The organism is Microbulbifer sp. S227A (genome assembly GCF_049800935.1).
In genome coordinates, this window is record NZ_JBNAFZ010000002.1 from 245,952 (window position 1) to 264,236 (window position 18,285).

General features: G+C 63.4%; 16 protein-coding genes. 14 read left to right on the plus strand and 2 right to left on the minus strand.

What is annotated here, in order from left to right:
• Positions 1-68: 68 nt before the first annotated feature.
• The 8 genes from ACP15R_RS06035 to ACP15R_RS06070 all read left to right on the plus strand — a co-directional run bounded on the left by ACP15R_RS06035 (position 69) and on the right by ACP15R_RS06070 (position 9,867).
• Complete coding sequence (locus tag ACP15R_RS06035; protein WP_424985493.1) at positions 69-947, plus strand: LysR family transcriptional regulator; 879 nt, start codon at positions 69-71, stop codon at positions 945-947.
• Between the two features lie 85 nt (positions 948-1,032).
• Positions 1,033-2,724 (plus strand): NAD(P)H-dependent oxidoreductase subunit E, encoded by a 1,692-nt coding sequence (locus tag ACP15R_RS06040; protein ID WP_424985494.1) that lies wholly within the window; start codon positions 1,033-1,035, stop codon positions 2,722-2,724.
• Between the two features lie 2 nt (positions 2,725-2,726).
• Positions 2,727-5,495 (plus strand): formate dehydrogenase subunit alpha, encoded by a 2,769-nt coding sequence (fdhF, locus tag ACP15R_RS06045; protein WP_424985495.1) that lies wholly within the window; start codon positions 2,727-2,729, stop codon positions 5,493-5,495.
• A 123-nt stretch (positions 5,496-5,618) separates the two neighbouring features.
• Complete coding sequence (locus ACP15R_RS06050; RefSeq protein WP_424985496.1) at positions 5,619-6,317, plus strand: fumarylacetoacetate hydrolase family protein; 699 nt, start codon at positions 5,619-5,621, stop codon at positions 6,315-6,317.
• Positions 6,318-6,515: 198 nt separating this feature from the next.
• A complete protein-coding gene (locus ACP15R_RS06055; RefSeq protein ID WP_424985497.1) occupies positions 6,516-7,562 on the plus strand; it encodes a TRAP transporter substrate-binding protein in 1,047 nt (348 codons plus the stop codon).
• A gap of 77 nt (positions 7,563-7,639) precedes the next feature.
• A complete protein-coding gene (locus ACP15R_RS06060; protein ID WP_424985498.1) occupies positions 7,640-8,224 on the plus strand; it encodes a TRAP transporter small permease in 585 nt (194 codons plus the stop codon).
• On the plus strand, positions 8,221-9,537 hold the full coding sequence (locus tag ACP15R_RS06065) for a TRAP transporter large permease (RefSeq protein WP_424985499.1): 1,317 nt from the start codon (positions 8,221-8,223) through the stop codon (positions 9,535-9,537). Before ACP15R_RS06060 ends, ACP15R_RS06065 begins: the two co-directional genes overlap by 4 nt.
• A 153-nt stretch (positions 9,538-9,690) precedes the next feature.
• Entirely contained in the window at positions 9,691-9,867 is a 177-nt protein-coding gene (locus ACP15R_RS06070) for a hypothetical protein (protein WP_424985500.1), read from the plus strand.
• Positions 9,868-9,901: 34 nt separating this feature from the next.
• On the opposite strand, the gene ACP15R_RS06075 is transcribed toward ACP15R_RS06070, so the two are convergent.
• Positions 9,902-10,621 carry a DUF599 domain-containing protein gene (locus ACP15R_RS06075; RefSeq protein ID WP_424985501.1) on the minus strand — a complete coding sequence of 240 codons (720 nt, stop codon included), beginning with the start codon at positions 10,619-10,621 and terminating at the stop codon, positions 9,902-9,904.
• Positions 10,622-10,700: 79 nt separating this feature from the next.
• Between ACP15R_RS06075 and ACP15R_RS06080 the strand changes: the two genes are divergently transcribed.
• From ACP15R_RS06080 to ACP15R_RS06105, 6 genes are all read left to right on the plus strand, one after another.
• On the plus strand, positions 10,701-12,146 hold the full coding sequence (locus ACP15R_RS06080) for an FAD-linked oxidase C-terminal domain-containing protein (RefSeq protein WP_424985502.1): 1,446 nt from the start codon (positions 10,701-10,703) through the stop codon (positions 12,144-12,146).
• Positions 12,147-12,196: 50 nt separating this feature from the next.
• Positions 12,197-13,315, plus strand: a complete 1,119-nt coding sequence (locus ACP15R_RS06085) for an FAD-binding protein (protein ID WP_424985503.1) — start codon at positions 12,197-12,199, stop codon at positions 13,313-13,315.
• 3 nt (positions 13,316-13,318) lie between these two features.
• The gene (gene glcF / locus ACP15R_RS06090; protein ID WP_424985504.1) at positions 13,319-14,641 is read left to right on the plus strand and encodes a glycolate oxidase subunit GlcF; all 1,323 of its coding nucleotides are present in this window, start codon (positions 13,319-13,321) and stop codon (positions 14,639-14,641) included.
• Between the two features lie 72 nt (positions 14,642-14,713).
• A complete protein-coding gene (locus tag ACP15R_RS06095) occupies positions 14,714-15,526 on the plus strand; it encodes a trypsin-like serine peptidase (protein ID WP_424985505.1) in 813 nt (270 codons plus the stop codon).
• Positions 15,523-16,341 (plus strand): trypsin-like serine peptidase, encoded by an 819-nt coding sequence (locus ACP15R_RS06100; RefSeq protein WP_424985506.1) that lies wholly within the window; start codon positions 15,523-15,525, stop codon positions 16,339-16,341. The genes ACP15R_RS06095 and ACP15R_RS06100 overlap by 4 nt, the downstream gene beginning before the upstream one ends.
• A 129-nt stretch (positions 16,342-16,470) precedes the next feature.
• The gene (locus ACP15R_RS06105; protein ID WP_424985507.1) at positions 16,471-16,944 is read left to right on the plus strand and encodes an Hsp20 family protein; all 474 of its coding nucleotides are present in this window, start codon (positions 16,471-16,473) and stop codon (positions 16,942-16,944) included.
• Positions 16,945-17,019: 75 nt separating this feature from the next.
• Here ACP15R_RS06105 and ACP15R_RS06110 read toward each other — a convergent pair whose 3' ends face one another.
• Entirely contained in the window at positions 17,020-18,219 is a 1,200-nt protein-coding gene (locus ACP15R_RS06110) for a cytochrome P450 (RefSeq protein WP_424985508.1), read from the minus strand.
• Positions 18,220-18,285 lie beyond the last annotated feature (66 nt).

An 18,285-nucleotide genomic window follows, 5' to 3' on the forward strand; every position in this document is an offset into this window, starting at 1 on the left:
TAGGTCTGGCGCATTCCTGCTACCTTGCCTAGCCTTGGGCGCGGCGTATCGGGAACAGCGGAGAGGCTATGGCAGAAATACGCGATCTCAAGCTCCTGGTCTCGCTGGCCCGGCACAAGCACTTTTCCCACGCCGCCGAGGATTGCGGAATTTCCCAGCCCGCGTTTTCCGCCCGCATTCGCAAGATGGAGGATGAATTCGCCATTCCCCTCGTGCGCCGGGGCAACAAGTTTCTCGGCTTTACCCGCGAAGGCGAAGTGGTTCTGAAATGGGCGCGGCGTCTGCTCAACGACGCGGAAGGGATGCGGCAGGAAATCGACGCCCTGCGCAACACGCTGCGCGGCAAGCTGGTGGTGGGCACCGTCCCGACGGCCTTGCCCTTTGCCGCCATCGTCTCGTCACATCTGCGCAAGGCGCATCCCGACCTGTCGCTGGAGCTGCAATCGCTGTCGTCGCGCCAGATCGAGTTGCGGCTCAACGACTACACGCTCGACGCCGGGCTGACCTATGTGCAGGAGGCCGATCCCGACCATACCGAAACGCTCTACAACGAAAGCTATGTTCTGATCGCCCCGGCGCATATGGCTCCGCGCTCCGCAGGGCAGGCCCGCTGGAGCGAAGCGGCGGCCCTGCCCCTGTGCCTGCTGACCCCCGACATGCGGAACCGCCAATTTGTCGACGAGATTTTTCAGCGGATCGGGGCCACGCCGAACATCGTCATGGAGGCCAACGGCTTTACCGCGCTGCTGGCGCAGGTCGTGAGCGGCAATGCCGCAACCATCGCCCCCAAGGGTGTCGCGGAAACCTATTTCTCTGCCCGCACCGCCACCCGACTGGACCTGGTCGAGCCGTTCCGCACCCAGGCGATTGGCCTGTCGATCCGGGACCAGCAACCGGACACACCGATCATCCGGGCATTCCGGCGGGCGGTGCAGAAGGCATTATAACCAAAACAGATGGTGCGTTCTAAAATCGCGATTTGACCAAATATTGGCGACTTGGGATACCAAGACCCAAATCAGGGAGTCGCCAATGACCATCATGAACACCAAACCCGGCGTCTGGAAATCCGGCAAGGGCAAGGGCCGCCGCACCCCCAAGGGACGCCAGTATGAAGATGGCGCGCTTGCGGATGTCCGCCGCTTGCTGGGTGACGGCCCGGTGCGGCGCGACATGCTGATCGAGTATCTGCACCTGATCCAGGACGCGTATGGCCATCTCTCTGCCGCCCATCTGCGCGCCCTGGCCGAAGTGATGCGCCTGTCGCAGGCCGAGATTTACGAGGTCGCCACGTTCTATGCGCATTTCGACGTGGTCAAAGAGGGCGAAACCCCGCCGCCCGACCTGACCATCCGGGTTTGCGACAGCCTGTCCTGCGAGCTCGCCGGGGCGCAGCAAGTGCGCACCGCCCTGGAAAGCGGGCTTGATCCGGCCAATGTGCGGGTCCTGCGCGCGCCCTGCATGGGGCGGTGCGATACCGCTCCGGTACTGGAAATCGGTCACAACCACATCGACCACGCAACCCCGGAAAAGGTTCTGGCGGCGATCAAGGCCGACGATACCCACGCCCATCTCCCCGACTACGAGACATTCGAGACCTACCGCGAATCCGGGGGCTATGCCGCCCTTGCAGAGCTGCGCAATGGCAGCGCCACGCCGGACGAGGTCCAGGACAGGCTGCTGGCCTCGGGCCTGCGCGGACTGGGCGGGGCGGGGTTCCCCTCCGGGCGGAAATGGTCGTTCGTGCGCGCCGAATCCGGGCCGCGCTATCTTGCGGTGAATGGTGACGAAGGCGAACCCGGAACCTTCAAGGATCGCTATTACCTGGAACGCACCCCCCATCTGTTCCTCGAAGGGATGCTGATCGCCGCCTGGGCGGTCGAAGCCGAAACCTGTTTCATCTACATGCGCGACGAATACCCGGCGGTGCTGGAAATCCTGCGCCGCGAGATCGCCGCGCTGGAGGCCGCCGGGCTGGTGCCGGCGGGGTATATCGATCTGCGGCGCGGGGCCGGGGCCTATATCTGTGGCGAAGAAAGCGCCATGATCGAGAGTATCGAAGGCAAACGCGGCATGCCACGCCATCGCCCGCCCTATGTGGCGCAGGTGGGCATCTTTGATCGCCCGACCCTCGTGCATAATATCGAAACGCTCTACTGGGTGGCCCGGGTCTGCCGTGAAGGCCCGGAAGTCTTGAACGGCACCGAGCGGAACGGTCGCAAGGGGTTGCGCAGCTATTCGGTGTCGGGCCGCGTGCGCAATCCGGGCGTTCACCTGTTGCCTGCCGGATCGACCATTGCCGACATCATCGACGCCTGTGGCGGCATGCTCGAAGGCCATGTGTTCAAGGCCTATCAGCCGGGCGGGCCATCCGCCGGGCTGCTGCCCGCGCATATGGATGACATCCCGATGGATTTCGACACGCTGCAACCGCATGGCAGCTTTATCGGCTCTGCCGCGATCGTGATCCTGTCCGACCAGGACCGGGCGCGGGATGCGGCGCTGAACATGCTGAAATTCTTCGAAGACGAAAGTTGTGGGCAATGTACGCCCTGCCGGGTCGGCTGTGAAAAGGCGGTCAAGCTGATGCAGGCTGACAGCTGGGACCAACCGCTGCTCGAGGAACTGTGCAAGGTGATGGTCGATGCCAGCATCTGCGGACTTGGACAGGCGGCCCCCAACCCGATCCTGCTCACGATGAAACATTTTGCGGACGAGGTATAATCATGGCCGATACGATCACCTTTACGCTGGACGGCAAAGAGGTTAGTGCCGAACCGGGCATGAGCATCTGGGAAGTGGCCAATGGCCGTGGTTTGCAAATCCCGCACCTGTGCCACAAACCGGCCACCGGCTATCGCCCCGACGGCAATTGCCGCGCCTGCATGGTCGAGATCGAGGGCGAGCGCACACTGGCCGCCTCCTGCATCCGCGAACCGTCCGAGGGCATGGTTGTCACCACCAACAGCGCCCGCGCGACTTCGGCCCGCAAATTGGTGATGGAGATGCTGGTCACCGATCAGCCCCAGCAGGATCAGGCCCACGACCGCGCCAGCCATCTGTGGGACATGGCGGCCGCGCAGGGGGTTTCGGCAAGCCGTTTTCCCAGGCTGGAAGAGAGCCGCGTGCCGCTGCTCGACAACAGCCACGTGGCGATGAACGTCAACCTGGATGCCTGTATCCAATGCGGACTTTGCGTGCGCGCCTGCCGCGAAGTGCAGGTCAATGACGTGATCGGCATGGCCGGGCGCGGGCATGATGCCTATCCGGTGTTTGATTTCGGTGATCCGATGGGGGCCTCGACCTGTGTCGCCTGCGGTGAATGTGTACAGGCCTGCCCGACCGGCGCGCTGATGCCGGCGGCGGTTCTCGACGTGAACGGTCACGGCAGCAGCGCCGAAATCGACCGCGAGGTCGAAAGCGTCTGCCCGTTCTGCGGGGTTGGGTGCCAGTTGTCCTTCAAGGTGCGCGATGACAAGATCGCCTGGGTCGACGGGGTCGAAGGCCCCGCCAACGAAAACCGCCTCTGTGTCAAGGGCCGGTTCGGGTTCGACTATATCCACCACCCGCACCGGCTGACCAAACCATTGATCCGGCGCGAGGATGCCCCGGCCAAGGGGCTGAACGTCGACCCGGCCAACCCGCTGACCCATTTCCGCGAGGCGACCTGGGAAGAGGCGCTGGATTTCGCGGCGAACGGGCTCAGGGGGCGCGGCACCGAAATCGCCGGTTTTGGCAGCGCAAAATGCTCCAACGAAGAGGCCTATCTCTTCCAGAAACTGATCCGGCAGGGCTTTGGCCATAACAACGTCGATCATTGCACCCGCCTGTGCCACGCCAGTTCGGTTGCCGCATTGCTGGAAAACGTGGGCTCGGGGGCCGTGACCGCGACGTTCAACGAAATCGAAAACGCCGATGTCGCGATCATGATCGGCTGCAACCCGCTGGAAAACCACCCGGTTGCCGCGACCTATTTCAAACAATTCGCCAAGCGCGGCGGCAAGCTCATCGTGATGGACCCGCGCGGTGTCGGGCTCAAGCGGTTTGCCTCGCATATGCTGCAATTCCGGCCTGGAACCGATGTTGCCATGCTGAACGCGATCATGAACGTGATCGTGCAGGAACGACTTTATGACGAGCAGTACATCGCCGGTTTCACCGAGAACTGGGACGCGATGAAAGATCATCTTGCCGATTTCACCCCGGAAAAGATGGCACCGCTCTGCGGAATCGAACCCGACGTGCTGCGCGATGTGGCGCGCACCTTTGCCGGCGCGAAATCGGCGATGATCTTCTGGGGCATGGGCGTGTCCCAACACATCCACGGCACCGACAATTCCCGCTGCCTGATTTCGCTGGCGCTGATGACGGGACAGGTCGGTCGCCCCGGTGCCGGGTTGCATCCGCTGCGTGGCCAGAACAACGTTCAGGGGGCCAGCGACGCCGGGTTGATTCCGATGTTCCTGCCCGATTACCAATCGGTCGAGAATGACGGGGTGCGATCCGCCTTTACCGAGGTCTGGGGTTCGGAGGATTTCTCCAACAAGAAAGGCCTGACGGTGGTCGAAATAATGGACGCGATCCATGCGGACGAGATCAGGGGCATGTATATCCTGGGTGAAAACCCGGCCATGTCCGACCCCGACGCAGAGCACGCGCGCGCCGCATTGGCCAAGCTCGATCACCTCGTGGTGCAGGACATCTTCCTGACCGAGACCGCGAACTATGCCGATGTGATCCTGCCCTCTTCGGCCTGGCCCGAGAAAACCGGCACCGTGACCAACACCAACCGGCAGGTCCAGATGGGCCGCCCCGCCGTTCCGCCGCCCGGTTCCGCGAAAGAGGACTGGTGGATTACCGTGCAGCTGGCGCAACGGCTGGGGCTGAACTGGTCCTATACCCACCCGCGCGAGGTTTTCGCGGAAATGTCGCTGAACATGCCCAGCCTCGACAACATCACGTGGGAGCGGCTGGAGAAAACCGCCGTCACCTATCCGAGCCTCACGCCGGACGATCCCGGCCAGCCCATCGTCTTTGCCGACGGCTTCCCGCGCGCGGACGGGCGGGCCCGGTTCACCCCGGCCAGCGTGATCGCGCCCGCGGAAACCCCGGACGCGGATTACCCGATGATCCTGACCACGGGACGGCAGCTTGAGCATTGGCACACCGGCTCGATGACCCGGCGCGCCAGCGTGCTGGACTGGGCGGAACCCGAGGCCAATGCGTCGCTGCACCCGCAAACCCTGCGCAAGCTGGGCGTGGAGCCGGGCGGGATGATCAGCCTGGAAACCCGTCGCGGCCGGATCGAGATCATGGCCCGCGCCGATCGTGCGGTTGCCACGGACATGGTGTTCCTGCCCTTTGCCTATGTCGAGGCGGCCGCCAATATCCTGACCAATCCAAAGCTTGATCCCTATGGCAAGATCCCCGAGTTCAAGTTCTCGGCCTGCCGCGTCAGCGCCATCCCCGCTTCCCATAGCACGGCGGCGGAATAGCACCGGGCCGATTGTGCGGCCTTGTGGGCCTCGTCCGTTATGGCGGGGCCCCTTGCAATCGTCCTCTGTGCCTGTTTCATGACGGGACCACGCAAATCGCACCTGCCATGAGGACATGACCGGATGAGCGCCCCTCTCTTTTCCCTGCCCCCGATACCCGGCATCCCGGTGCGCGGCGAAACCGCGACCTATCCCATCGGGCGGATATTCTGTGTCGGGCGCAACTATGCCGCCCACGCCGCCGAGATGGGGGTCGAGGTGGATCGCGAAAAGCCGTTCTATTTCACCAAGTCGCCCGCCTCTGCGGTACTCAGCGGAGCCAGCGTGCCCTATCCTGCGGGAACCGGCAATTATCACCACGAGATGGAGCTGGCACTGGCCATCGGCACGCCGGTGTTCATGGCCACCCCGGAACAGGCACGCGGTGCGATCTATGGGTATTGCTGCGCGCTCGACATGACGCGGCGCGACCTGCAACTGAGCGAACGCGCCAAACAGCGCCCGTGGTCGCTGGGCAAGGATGTCGAGAACTCCGCCGTATTCGCCCCGATGACCAAGGCCGCCGACATGGCCGCGATCGAAGATCAGCGCATTCACCTTTCGGTCAATGGCGACATCCGGCAGGACGGCAGGCTTTCGGAACTGATCTGGAAACTGGACGAGATCATCGCCCACCTGTCAGGGTTCTACCACCTGCGCCCCGGCGACCTGATCCTGACCGGAACGCCAGCGGGCGTTGGTCCGGTCGCGGCCGGGGATGTCATCGAAGGCGGAATCGACGGGCTCGATCCGATCAAGCTGACCCTGACGCAGGCGGCATAGGGCGCCTCGCCCACGACCGGCAAGACCGGTGTTTCAGGCGGCGCAACAATGCCCGGCAATCAGGGGATTTGCCCGCGTACCTGCCGCCAACATGACCCGGGAATGACGGATTGGCGGAAATGTCCGATGGTGTCGTTATTGCCGTTCCTCGGCAAATCGTCCTACAACCGGTGTACGAATAATTCAGGGAGAGAGTTTATGATCAGTCGGAGAAATCTGCTGAATGTGGTGGGTGCGGCGGCCGTGACCGCCATGTCGACCGCAATCGCCGCGACATCCGCCACGGCACAGGATGTCACGTTGAAACTGCACCAGTTCCTGCCGGCGCAGGCCAATGTGCCCAAGCTGATCCTGGATGTCTGGGCCGACAAGATCGAGGCGGAGTCGGACGGGCGCATCAAGATCGACCGCTACCCGTCGATGCAGCTGGGCGGCCGGCCGCCCGAATTGATGGACCAGGCCGTTGACGGGGTCGCCGACATCGTCTGGACCGTGGTGGGCTATACGCCGGGTCGCTTCCCCGGCACCGAGGTGTTTGAACTGCCGTTCATGATGACCAATGCCCGCGCCGCCAGCCGTGCCTTTTGGGAAATGTTCGAAAAACACTGGAAAGACACCGATTTTCAGGACGTGCACATTCTTGGCGCATGGGTGCACGGCCCCGGCATGTTCCACACCAAGGACCCTGTCGCCACGCCCGAAGACCTGCGCGGCATGAAAATCCGGGGAGGGTCGCGGTCGGTCAACTCGCTCTTGTCCGAGCTGGGTGCAACCCCGGTCGGCATGCCCGTTCCGGCAATCCCCGAGGGTCTGTCCAAGGGCGTGATCGACGGCACAACGATCCCGTGGGAAGTGACCCCCGCGCTGAAGGTGCCCGAACTGGTCAAGAACCACACCGAGTTCACCGGCAACGCGCTCTATGTGCTGACCTTTGTGCTCGCCATGAACAAGGATAAATACGAGAGCCTGCCGGATGATCTGAAAAAGGTGATCGACGATAATTCGGGCCTGGAATTTTCGGTCTTTGCCGGCGGCACCCAGGCCGACTCGGATGGTCCCGCGCGCCAGATCGCCGTCGACATGGGCAACAACATCATCACGCTGGATGCCGAACAGACCGCAATCTGGAAGGACGCCAGCCAGCCGATCTATGATGAATGGGTCGCGGACATGGATGGCAAGGGGATCGACGGTCAGGCGCTGATCGATGAGGCCCGCTCGCTGATCGAGCAATACACCGAATAAACCGGCAATCGCCGGATCGGGTCGCCGCGTACACCATGCGGCGGCCCGATTTACCCCGCGACGAACAGGGTGGGACTATGCACAAGTTGATGATGGGCCTGGCCCGTTTCATGGCGGTTCTGGGCGGCATTGCCCTGAGCGCCCTCATCCTGCTGACCTGTGTGTCGATCGCGGGGCGTCTGCTGAACGGCCTGTTTCACAAGGATTTCATGCAGAACCTATTGCCCGGCTTTTCGAACTGGATGATCGAGATCGGTGTCGGCCCGGTCAATGGCGATTTCGAACTGGTCGAATCCGGTGTTGCCTTTGCCATCTTTGCTTTCATCCCCCTGTGCCAGATCACGGCGGGGCACGCGTCGGTCGATATCTTCACCAGTAAGCTCTCGGTCGGCGTCAATCGCTTTCTGCGCATGCTCACCGAGGCCGTGTTCGCGGCGGTTCTGATCCTGATCGCGGTCAAGCTGTATGACGGAATGGCCAGCAAGATGCGCTATGGCGAAACCAGCTTCCTGCTGCAATTCCCGATCTGGTGGGCCTATGCCGCCAGCCTGTTCGGGGCCGTGATCTCGGCGATTGTCGGTATCTATGTCGCCGCGATCCGGGTCTATGAATTCGCCACCGGCCGGACAATCATCACCGAAGGCATGGAGGCCGAGGCATGAGCGCGCTTGAAATCGGCATCGCGTCCTTCCCGGCGCTCATGGTCCTGATCTTTCTGCGGGTGCCGATCGGTCTCGCCATGTTTGTTGTCGGGCTGGTCGGGCTGGTGATCGTGACCGACGGCACCAACGTGCCCTTCTCGCGCCTCAAGAACGAAACCTACACGACCTTCTCCAGCTATTCGCTGAGCATCGTGCCGATGTTCCTCCTGATGGGGCATTTCGCGACGCTGGGCGGCATGTCATCTGCGCTGTTCCGCGCCGCCGAAGGGTTTCTGGGCCACCGCAAGGGCGGTGTGGCCATGGCCGCGATCGGGGCCTGTGCGGGCTTTGGCGCGATCTGTGGCAGCTCGCTGGCAACCGCGGCCACGATGGGGCGCGTCGCCCTGCCCGAGCTGCGCCAATATGGCTATGCAGGTGGGTTTTCGACCGCCACGCTGGCGGCGGGCGGAACCCTGGGCATCCTGATCCCGCCTTCGGTGGTGTTGGTGATCTACGCCATTCTCACGGAACAGAACATCGCCAAACTGTTCCTCGCGGCCTTTGTTCCCGGCCTGCTCGCGGCGCTTGGCTATGTGGTCGCGATCTCGATCTATGTGCGTCTGTACCCGGATTCCGCCGGAACGCGCCCCCCGGTTCCCTATGCCGAACGGTTCGCGGCACTGCTGCGGGTCTGGCCCGTCTTGCTGGTCTTCGGGCTCGTGGTCGGCGGCATCTATCTGGGCTGGTTCACCCCCACCGAAGGCGCCGCCGTCGGGGCCGCCGGCACCGGGCTGATCGCGTTCCTGAATGGCGGGCTGACCCTTTCCACGTTGTTCGAGAGCTTTCTGGTCACGGCCCGGTCCACCGCGATGGTGTTCTTCATCGTGCTGGGCGCAGGGTTCTACAACGGCTTCCTGGCCCTGACACAGGTGCCGCAGGAATTGTCGAACTATGTCGTGAGCCAGGGGCTGAGCCCCTGGGTCGTGCTGTCGCTCATCCTCGTATTCTACCTGCTGTTCGGCTGCCTGATGGACAGCCTGTCGATGATCCTGCTGACCATCCCGATCTTTTTCCCGGTGATCAGCGCCCTTGATTTCGGGATGAGCCCCGAACATGTGGCGATCTGGTTCGGCATCCTCGTGCTGATCGTGGTCGAGGTCGGGCTGATCACCCCGCCGGTTGGCATGAACCTGTTCATCATCAACGCGATGGACCGCAAGACGCCGATGGTCGACACCTACAAGGCGGTGCTGTTCTTTGTCGGCTCGGATTTGGTGCGCGTGGTGATCCTGGTGATGTTCCCGGCAATTACATTGTTCCTCCTTCCCGGCTGATCGGTTGCAGGGCCGGCCAAACGTGGAATGTGAAGGTCAGGAATCTAAGACTTTTGCCGATTTGGCATGTCGTGATAGGCTCGGAATCACGAGGGACTTATTTTCGCCTCAGAACCGGGATATTTTCCCGAGCACACGAGTATCGGAGTTGTTATGTACATTAGCCGTCAAATTGCCGAAGCACCGCGCACCGCCGCACTCACCAACGAGATTTCCAAGCTGAACGGTCCCTGCATCGGCTGTACCGAGTGCAATGGCCTGTGCAAGGAGTTGATCGAGGCACTGGTGGTGCCCGACATGATCCTGTCAAAAGGGCAAAAACCCCAATAGGCTCAGGCCTGACTGTATTTCGCGTTACTGCGGGTCAAGTGGCTGGCGGTCTTGCTTCCGACGGGACGCGCAACAGGGATGCGCGGGATTCGGACGCAAATTCACGCCGGTAAAGCACCGCCGTGGTCACAACCACTGCGACCATCAATGCGACCGGCCCCAGCAGCCACGCCACCGATGCCAGCGCGAAATACACCGAACGCATCGCCCTGTTATAACTGCGCGCCGCAGTGATGTTGACATCCGCGGCCTGTTCCGCACGCGGATAGGTGCAGGGATCGTCGGGATCGTTGGGCACCGACGCCATCAGCACCGCGCAATAGCCGAACAGGCGATGTGACCAGACGAATTTGAGAAACGCGTTGGCCAGCAGCGCCACCACCAGCAACACCTTGACCTCCCACACGATTGCCGGTGCATTGCCGTGGGTCAGGTCCGTGACCAGACCGGCAAGCTGTTCCGTATTGCCCATCAGGGCCAGTGTCCCACCGATGGCAATCATCGATGCCGATGCGAAAAACGCCGTTCCCTGCCGCAGGTTACCGATCAGTTGCGCGTCAAACACCCGTGGCTCGCGCGAGATCATGTTGCGCATCCATTCCCGCCGGAAACCCATCATCAGGATAGACACCGATGGCTGCCCCCTGGGCGGCGATTCGATGCGCCAACCGATCCACAAAATCGCCAGGACCAGCCAGAACAGCGCGGCCAGATCGAGCGGGGAGAACAGGTTGAAGGTCTGTATCGCGGTCATGACGCGACACTAGGGCGCTTCCAAATCACTTGCCAGCTCCTAAAATTGGTAATATAACTTTACCAAAATGGAGAACCGCATGGAAATGCCCGCCCCCAATCCCGCCGTTCTGGCCCGCAAATCCCGTCTGATCGAACGGCTGTCCGGGGTGCTGCCCGACGATGCGCTGATCCATGAACTGGCCGAGACCCGCGCCTATGAATGTGACGCGCTGACGGCCTATCGCTGTCCGCCGATGCTGGCGGTTCTGCCTGCCACCACGCGCGAGGTGTCGGACATCCTGCGCATTTGCCACGAAGAGGGTGTGCCGGTGGTCCCAAGGGGAGCCGGCACGTCTCTGGCGGGTGGATCGCTGCCGACCGCGGACAGCGTCATCCTGGGCGTGGCCCGCATGAACGAGGTTCTGGAAACCGACTATGACAACCGCATCATCCGCGTGCAGTCCGGGCGCACCAACCTGTCGGTCACCGGCGCGGTGGAAGAGCAGGATTTCTTTTACGCCCCTGACCCGTCAAGCCAGCTGGCCTGCGCGATTTCGGGCAATATCGCGATGAATTCGGGTGGCGCGCATTGTCTGAAATACGGCGTCACCACCAACAATCTTCTGGGCGTGACCATGGTGATGATGGATGGCACCGTGGTGGAAATCGGCGGCGGGCATCTGGATGCGGGGGGGCTTGACCTGTTGGGGCTGATCTGCGGTTCCGAAGGTCAGCTTGGCGTCGTCACCGAGGCAACGCTGCGCATCCTGCGCAAGCCCGAAGGCGCGCGGCCCGTCCTGATGGGGTTTGACGACAACGAGGTCGCCGGGGCCTGCGTGAGCGACATCATCAAGGCGGGCGTTCTGCCCGTGGCCATCGAATTCATGGACCGGTTGTGCATCCGCACCAGCGACGCCTTTGCCAATGCCGGCTATCCCGATTGCGAGGCGCTGTTGATCGTCGAGGTCGAAGGCTCGGAGGCCGAGATCGACGCACAGCTGGCCCGGATCGTCGAGATCGCCAGGCGCCACAACCCGGTCGAACTGCGCGAGAGCACATCACCCGAGGAAAGCGCGCGCATCTGGTTGGGCCGCAAGAGCGCCTTTGGCGCGATCGGACAGATCAACGATTACATGTGCCTGGACGGAACCATCCCGGTATCCGCCCTGCCCGAGGTGCTGCGCCGGATCGGCGAGCTGGCCCGCGACATCGGCCTTGAGGTCGGAAACGTGTTTCATGCCGGTGACGGCAACATGCATCCGTTGATCCTGTTTGACGCCAACAAGCCCGGCGATCTGGAACGCTGCGAGACGCTTGGCGCGGAAATTCTCAAGCTCTGCGTCGACGTGGGTGGCTGCCTGACCGGAGAGCACGGGGTGGGCATCGAAAAGCGCGACCTGATGTTGCACCAGTACAGCCCCGAGGATCTCGAGGCGCAGATGGCGGTCAAGGATGTGTTTGACCCGGCCTGGCTGCTCAATCCCGCCAAGGTGTTTCCGCTGTCGGAATCCGAGGCCCGCCGCACCGCCGCAGCCGCCGCCTGAGCGGGCGCCATCATCACATTCCCCGTCGAAACGACCAGGACAGAACCACCATGACACCCATAGAAAACGAGGCCGATCTGGCCGGGATGATTGCCGGCGCGCGCGAACCGCTGGCCATTCGGGGCGGCGGCACGCGCGGAATAGACCCTGCGGGAAACTTGCTCGCAATCTCGGGCCTCACCGGGGTTGATCTCTACGAACCGGGCGCGCTGACGCTGGTGGCGGCGGCGGGCACGCCGGTTGCCGATCTGGATCGCCTGCTTGCCACCGAGAACCAGCGGCTGGCGTTCGAACCGATGGATCACCGCCGGCTGCTCGGCACAACGGGCGAGCCGACAATCGGCGGGGTTGTCGCCGGCAACATCTCGGGGCCACGCCGCATACAGGCAGGCGCATGCCGCGACTTTCTGTTGGGAGTACGCTATGTCGACGGCACCGGGACGGTCATCAAGAATGGCGGCCGCGTGATGAAGAATGTGACCGGCTATGATCTTGTCAAGCTGATGGCGGGCAGCTGGGGAACGCTTGGCGTGCTGACACAGGTGTCGCTCAAGGTGCTGCCGCGCGCGCAAACGCAAGCAACGCTTGAGGTATCGGGCACCGGCCTGACCGGGGCGATCCGCGCCATGTCCGCGGCCCTTGGCTCGCCCTACGAAGTGTCCGGCGCGGCCTATGATCCGTCCGAAGACACCGTTTTCATCCGCATCGAGGGGTTTGCCGACTCGGTCGCCTATCGTCTTGGCCGTCTGAATGCCCTGCTGAACAGCCACGGCACGGTCACAACCACCGAAGATGCCCAGACCTCGGCGACCCAGTGGAACCGCATTCGCGATGTCGAACCGTTTGCAGGCACGCCCGGCGATGTCTGGCGGCTCTCGGTCAAACCCTCGGATGCGCCGGGGATATGCGACAGGCTGGATGCCGATGGGCTGTTGCTGGATTGGGGCGGCGGTCTGATCTGGGCGCGTGTCCCTTCGGGAACCGACCTGCGCGGGCGCGCCGGAGGGTTTGGCGGCCATGCCACGCTGGTCCGCTCCGATGCAGAGACCCGCGCAACGCTGGGCATGTTTCAGCCGGAACCCGCCCCGCTCGCGGCAATCAGCGCCGGGTTGCGCGCTCGGTTTGATCCGCGCGGTATCTTCAATCCGGGCCTGATGGGGAGAACCTGAGCCATGCAGACAAGCTTCACCTCCGCCCAGCTCGACGATCCGGCGATCCAGCGCAGCAACGAGATCCTGCGGTCCTGTGTGCATTGCGGCTTTTGCACCGCGACCTGTCCGACCTACCAGGTGCTCGGCGACGAACTCGACAGCCCGCGTGGCCGGATTTACCAGATCAAGGACATGCTGGAAAACGAACGCGTGCCGGATGAACGCACGGTCCTGCATATCGACCGCTGCCTGAGCTGCCTGGCCTGCATGACCACCTGCCCCTCGGGAGTGCACTATATGCATCTCGTGGACCACGCCCGCGCCTATATCGAGGAACGTTACAAACGTCCGTTCAGCGACCGCGCGCTGCGCTGGATACTGGCGCGCATCCTGCCCTATCCCACCCGGTTTCGGCTGGCGCTGCTTGGGGCAAAGATCGGGCGGCCCTTTGCGCGGTTGATGCCCGATGCACGGCTGCGCGCGATGATCGCCATGGCCCCCAAGACCATCCCCCCGGTCAGCCGCAATGACGATCCCCAGAGTTTCGCGCCTACCGCCCCCCGACGCATGCGCGTGGCGCTGATGACCGGATGCGCGCAAAAGGCGCTGAATACCGACATCAACGACGCCACCATCCGCATCCTGCGCCGCTTTGGCTGCGAAGTGGTCGTGGCCCGCGGTGCCGGGTGCTGCGGGGCGTTGACCCATCACATGGGCAAGACCGGTGAAAGCCACGACGCCGCCGCCCGAAACATCCGCGCCTGGGTGGCCGAGATGGATGGCGACGGGCTGGATGCCATCGTGATCAACACCTCGGGATGCGGCACCACGGTCAAGGATTACGGCCATATGTTCCGCAATGATCCACTTGCCGCCGATGCCGCCCGCGTGTCGGCCATCGCGATGGATGTGAGCGAGGTTCTCATCCGGCTGGAATTGCCCGAGTCCGGCCCCAAGGACATGGTGGTCGCCTATCACGCCGCCTGTTCCCTGCAACACGGACAACAGATCAAGACCCACCCCAAGACTCTGCTGAAACGTGCGGGCTTTACCGTGGTCGAACCCGCCGACAGCCATCTGTGTTGTGGATCGGCGGGCACCTACAACCTGATGCAGCCCGAGATCTCGGCCAAGCTCAAGGCCCGCAAGCTGCGGACGCTCAATGCGAAATCGCCCGACATCATCGCCGCCGGCAATATCGGTTGCATGATGCAGCTTGGCTCGGGCACAGATGTGCCCATCGTGCACACGGTCGAGCTGCTGGATTGGGCGACCGGCGGACCACGCCCCCCCGCCCTGACGGCGCAGCCCCGCGGCGAGGCGGCGGTGCCGATCCTCAGGTAAGGCTTGCGAACGCCCCAGTTTCGCCGCAACACTGGAATATCCCTTGTCTGGATACCTCGTGGGAGTGGTTGCTTGCGTCACTGGTTTCTCTGCCTCATGCTGCTGTTGCTCCCGCTCGCGGGGGCGGCACAGGATAGCGTGCTCGAACGTCTGGAAACTTCGGAATCGGGTCGCCAATGGGATGCGGTCGGTCGGCTCGACATCAACGGCGCGGGGTTCTGCACCGGGGCGTTGATCGCGCCCGACCTCGTGCTGACGGCGGCGCATTGCCTGTTCGACAAGCCGACCAAGACCCGGATCGATCCCGGCTCTTTCGAGTTTCTCGCCGGATGGCGCAACGGGCGCGCCTCGGCCTATCGGCAGGTGCGACGCGCGGTGGTCCATCCCGACTATGTCTATGATCAGGACGTGACCTCGTCGCGGGTGCGCAATGACCTGGCCCTGCTGGAGCTGCATCAACCGATCCGCAACACCACCGTCGTGCCCTTTGACACCACCGAACACCCCCGCCGCGGTGACGAGGTTGGCGTGGTGTCCTATGCCCGCGACCGGGCCAATGCCCCGTCGCTGCAACAGGTCTGCAAGGTGATGGCCCGTCAGGAGGGTATGTTGATCATGTCCTGCGATGTCGATCATGGCTCGTCCGGCGCGCCGATCTTTGCCATTTCCGATGGCCGCCCGCGCATCGTTTCGGTGGTGTCCGCCAAGGCCGAGGTCAAGGGACAGCGGGTGGCGCTTGGCACCGATCTCGCCGAACCGCTGGCGCATCTGAAATCGCAACTTGAGAGCGGCCACGGCTTTGCCGTGCCCAACGCCCCCAGAACCAAACGCATCACGGTTGGCGGCGCACGGCGCGACATCGGTGCCAAGTTCATCAGCCCATGACCACGGCGCGCGGATACCGGTTTCTGGCGGTCCTTGTGCTGATGCTCCTGCCCTCGCTAATCGCCGCGCAGTCAACCGGGCTGGCACGGCTGAACGACCGCGACGATCTTTTGGGATGGGAGGCTGTTGGCCGGCTCGACATCAGCGGTCGGGGCTATTGCACTGGCACGCTGATTGCTCCGACCCTTGTGCTGACGGCGGCGCATTGCGTCTTTGACGCGAAGAGCAAGCAGATGCACGCTACCGATACCCTGACCTTTCGCGCCGGCCTGCGCGACGGGGTGGCCATCGCCGAACGCGGGGTCGCGCGCATTGCCGTGCCCCGGGGCTATGATCCCGCGATGACCCAATGGCTCGACCGGGTCCGCAACGACATTGCCCTGCTGGAGCTGCAGGATCCCATCGTCAGCAGCGATGCGGATCCGTTCGTGCTGCATTCGGGCCAGGGTGTCGGCACCACCGTCAGCGTCACCTCGTATGGCCAGGGTCGCTCGCAGGCCCTGTCCCGACAACGTCGCTGCAACATCGTGGCAGATGCCGATGACCTGATGGCGTTTGATTGTGATGTGACCTTTGGGTCGTCTGGGGCACCGGTTTTCGCCAAGGTCGGATCGCGCGGGCGCATTGTCTCGGTGATTTCGGGCGGCGCCACGCTCGAAGGCCGCAAGGTCGCCGTGGGGCCAAGCCTGGCCACCATCGTCGACCGGCTCAAAGCACAGCTGCGCAATGCCCCGCGCGCCCAGCCTGACCGCATCCGCCGACTGTCGGTCGGCGACCGGAACCAATCGACCGGTGCGAAATTTATCCGCAACTGAAGGTCTTGAAACCGCGAATGCGCCCCCCACATCCTTGTCATCGGAACGCCATATCGGGTTCCGGTTTGCACTCGGGTCCGTCCATGATGGAGGGCCTTCGGAAATCGCTCGATGAATGAGGATGACACCATGCGTAACTTTGATTTTGCACCGCTGCACCGCGCCACCGTGGGCTTTGACCAGATCGCCGATCTGATGGATCGCGTGATGACAAACGATGTCGGCCAGTCCAGCTATCCCCCCTACAACATCGAAAAGACCGCCGCCGATTCCTATCGGATCTCGATCGCGGTTGCCGGCTTTTCGGACAGTGACCTGAGCGTCGATGTCAAGGAAAACGCCCTTGTCGTGGCGGCCCGCAAGGCCGAGGATGACGCCGATCGCACCTATCTGCATCGCGGCATTGCCACCCGCGCGTTTGAGCGCCGCTTCCACCTGGCCGAGCATGTGCGCGTCACCGGTGCCAGCCACGCGGACGGCATGTTGCATATCGACCTGGCCCGCGAAATTCCCGAGGCGCTGAAACCGCGCCGTATCGAGATCACCAGCGTCAACAACCAACCGGTGGCAACCGACGTGGTTGACGCCAAAGCTGTGAACTGATCGTCCTTCTGACCTACCTCGGATTGACGATACGCCCCGCACCCGGTCAGACAGGTGCGGGGTTATTCTTTTATGTCAGAGCCTTACCCGCATTTCGCCAAGGTTACGTACGGCCCCGTAACCGCGCAGGGTGACGGGTGGCCCGTCCAGCCGCATATCCGGCACCAGCCGCACCAACGCCTTGACCGCCTCTTCCAGCTCGATCCGGGCGAGCGCTTCGCCAAGACAGCGATGCGGCCCGCCGCCAAAAACCGGGTGCAAACGCGGATGATCCTGGCGGGTCATGTCGAACCGGTCCGGGTCCGCGTAAACTTCGGGATCGCGCAGCGCGGTCAGCATCGACACCGCCACAAAGCTGCCTTTCGGGATGAGAAAGCCGTCAAGCTCGCGCGCCTCTAGCGTGATCCGGGGCAAGGAGCCGATCACCGGATCATAGCGCAGCCCCTCCAGAACCGCGGACGCCGCCCAACGCTCGGGGTCTTGCACCAGCATCGCCCATTGCTCGGGATGCGAGAGCAGTTGCGACACCGTCGAGGCCAACGCGGCACGCGTCGTGTCGGACCCGGCCAGCACCAGCGCCGCAAGCTGTGCGCGTATCTCGTCTTCGCCCAGAGGCCCGTCCGCGACCCGCGCAAGATAGCTGCTCAGGAAATCCGCCTCGGGTCTGGCCCGGCGTTGCGCGATCAGCCCGGCAACATAGCTGTCGAGCGCGGCCATGTCCTTGTCCGACTCGGCGCGGATCTCGTCCGGGCAATGCGACAGCCCGCGAATGGCGGAATAAACGTGGCGCGCGAATGCGCCGGTATCGGCCTCCGAAGCCCCGATCAGCGCCGCGATGACCTGCGCCGGATAGGGACCGGCAATCGCCTCGATGAAATCGACCGCCCCCGCCCCGCGCCAGGGCGCGATCAGGCGGGCAACGCGGCGTGCAATATCGGGCCGCAATTGCGCGATCACCTTGTTGGCAAAGCTGCGCACCAGCGGCCCCCGCCTGTTGCGATGGGTCTGGCCGTTGGAAAACAGCAGGGCGTTGCGCTGGAACTCGAACATCGGACCATCGCGCACCCCCGAAATGAACATGCCCTCCAATTCCAGCTGGCGGGTCCAGCGATCGTCGTTGATGATCTCCATGTTGGCGAGCGAGAACCCTGAAACGATCCCCAGGCGGCTGCGCGCCCACGGCCCCTGGGCCCAGGCGGCGGCCATGTATTCATGATCGGTCTGGCCCTCGATATAGGCCGGGAAATCGGGGATAACGCGTAGGGGTTCGGGCATCGGGTGCCTCAAGGCTGGCTGCGGCTGGAAACCAGCCTAACTGGAACCGCGCAAAAAGCAGCCCCG

Excerpts from the sequence above, each read along its gene's own strand:
- ACP15R_RS06100 (WP_424985506.1), top strand. The coding sequence starts at position 15,523 with ATGACCACGGCGCGCGGATACCGGTTTCTGGCGGTCCTTGTGCTGATG.
- ACP15R_RS06060 (WP_424985498.1), top strand. The coding sequence starts at position 7,640 with ATGCACAAGTTGATGATGGGCCTGGCCCGTTTCATGGCGGTTCTGGGC.
- ACP15R_RS06080 (WP_424985502.1), top strand. The coding sequence starts at position 10,701 with ATGGAAATGCCCGCCCCCAATCCCGCCGTTCTGGCCCGCAAATCCCGT.
- ACP15R_RS06070 (WP_424985500.1), top strand. The coding sequence starts at position 9,691 with ATGTACATTAGCCGTCAAATTGCCGAAGCACCGCGCACCGCCGCACTC.
- ACP15R_RS06035 (WP_424985493.1), top strand. The coding sequence starts at position 69 with ATGGCAGAAATACGCGATCTCAAGCTCCTGGTCTCGCTGGCCCGGCAC.
- ACP15R_RS06085 (WP_424985503.1), top strand. The coding sequence starts at position 12,197 with ATGACACCCATAGAAAACGAGGCCGATCTGGCCGGGATGATTGCCGGC.
- ACP15R_RS06065 (WP_424985499.1), top strand. The coding sequence starts at position 8,221 with ATGAGCGCGCTTGAAATCGGCATCGCGTCCTTCCCGGCGCTCATGGTC.
- ACP15R_RS06110 (WP_424985508.1), bottom strand. The coding sequence starts at position 18,219 with ATGCCCGAACCCCTACGCGTTATCCCCGATTTCCCGGCCTATATCGAG.
- ACP15R_RS06075 (WP_424985501.1), bottom strand. The coding sequence starts at position 10,621 with ATGACCGCGATACAGACCTTCAACCTGTTCTCCCCGCTCGATCTGGCC.
- ACP15R_RS06055 (WP_424985497.1), top strand. The coding sequence starts at position 6,516 with ATGATCAGTCGGAGAAATCTGCTGAATGTGGTGGGTGCGGCGGCCGTG.
- ACP15R_RS06040 (WP_424985494.1), top strand. The coding sequence starts at position 1,033 with ATGACCATCATGAACACCAAACCCGGCGTCTGGAAATCCGGCAAGGGC.
- glcF (WP_424985504.1), top strand. The coding sequence starts at position 13,319 with ATGCAGACAAGCTTCACCTCCGCCCAGCTCGACGATCCGGCGATCCAG.
- ACP15R_RS06050 (WP_424985496.1), top strand. The coding sequence starts at position 5,619 with ATGAGCGCCCCTCTCTTTTCCCTGCCCCCGATACCCGGCATCCCGGTG.
- fdhF (WP_424985495.1), top strand. The coding sequence starts at position 2,727 with ATGGCCGATACGATCACCTTTACGCTGGACGGCAAAGAGGTTAGTGCC.
- ACP15R_RS06105 (WP_424985507.1), top strand. The coding sequence starts at position 16,471 with ATGCGTAACTTTGATTTTGCACCGCTGCACCGCGCCACCGTGGGCTTT.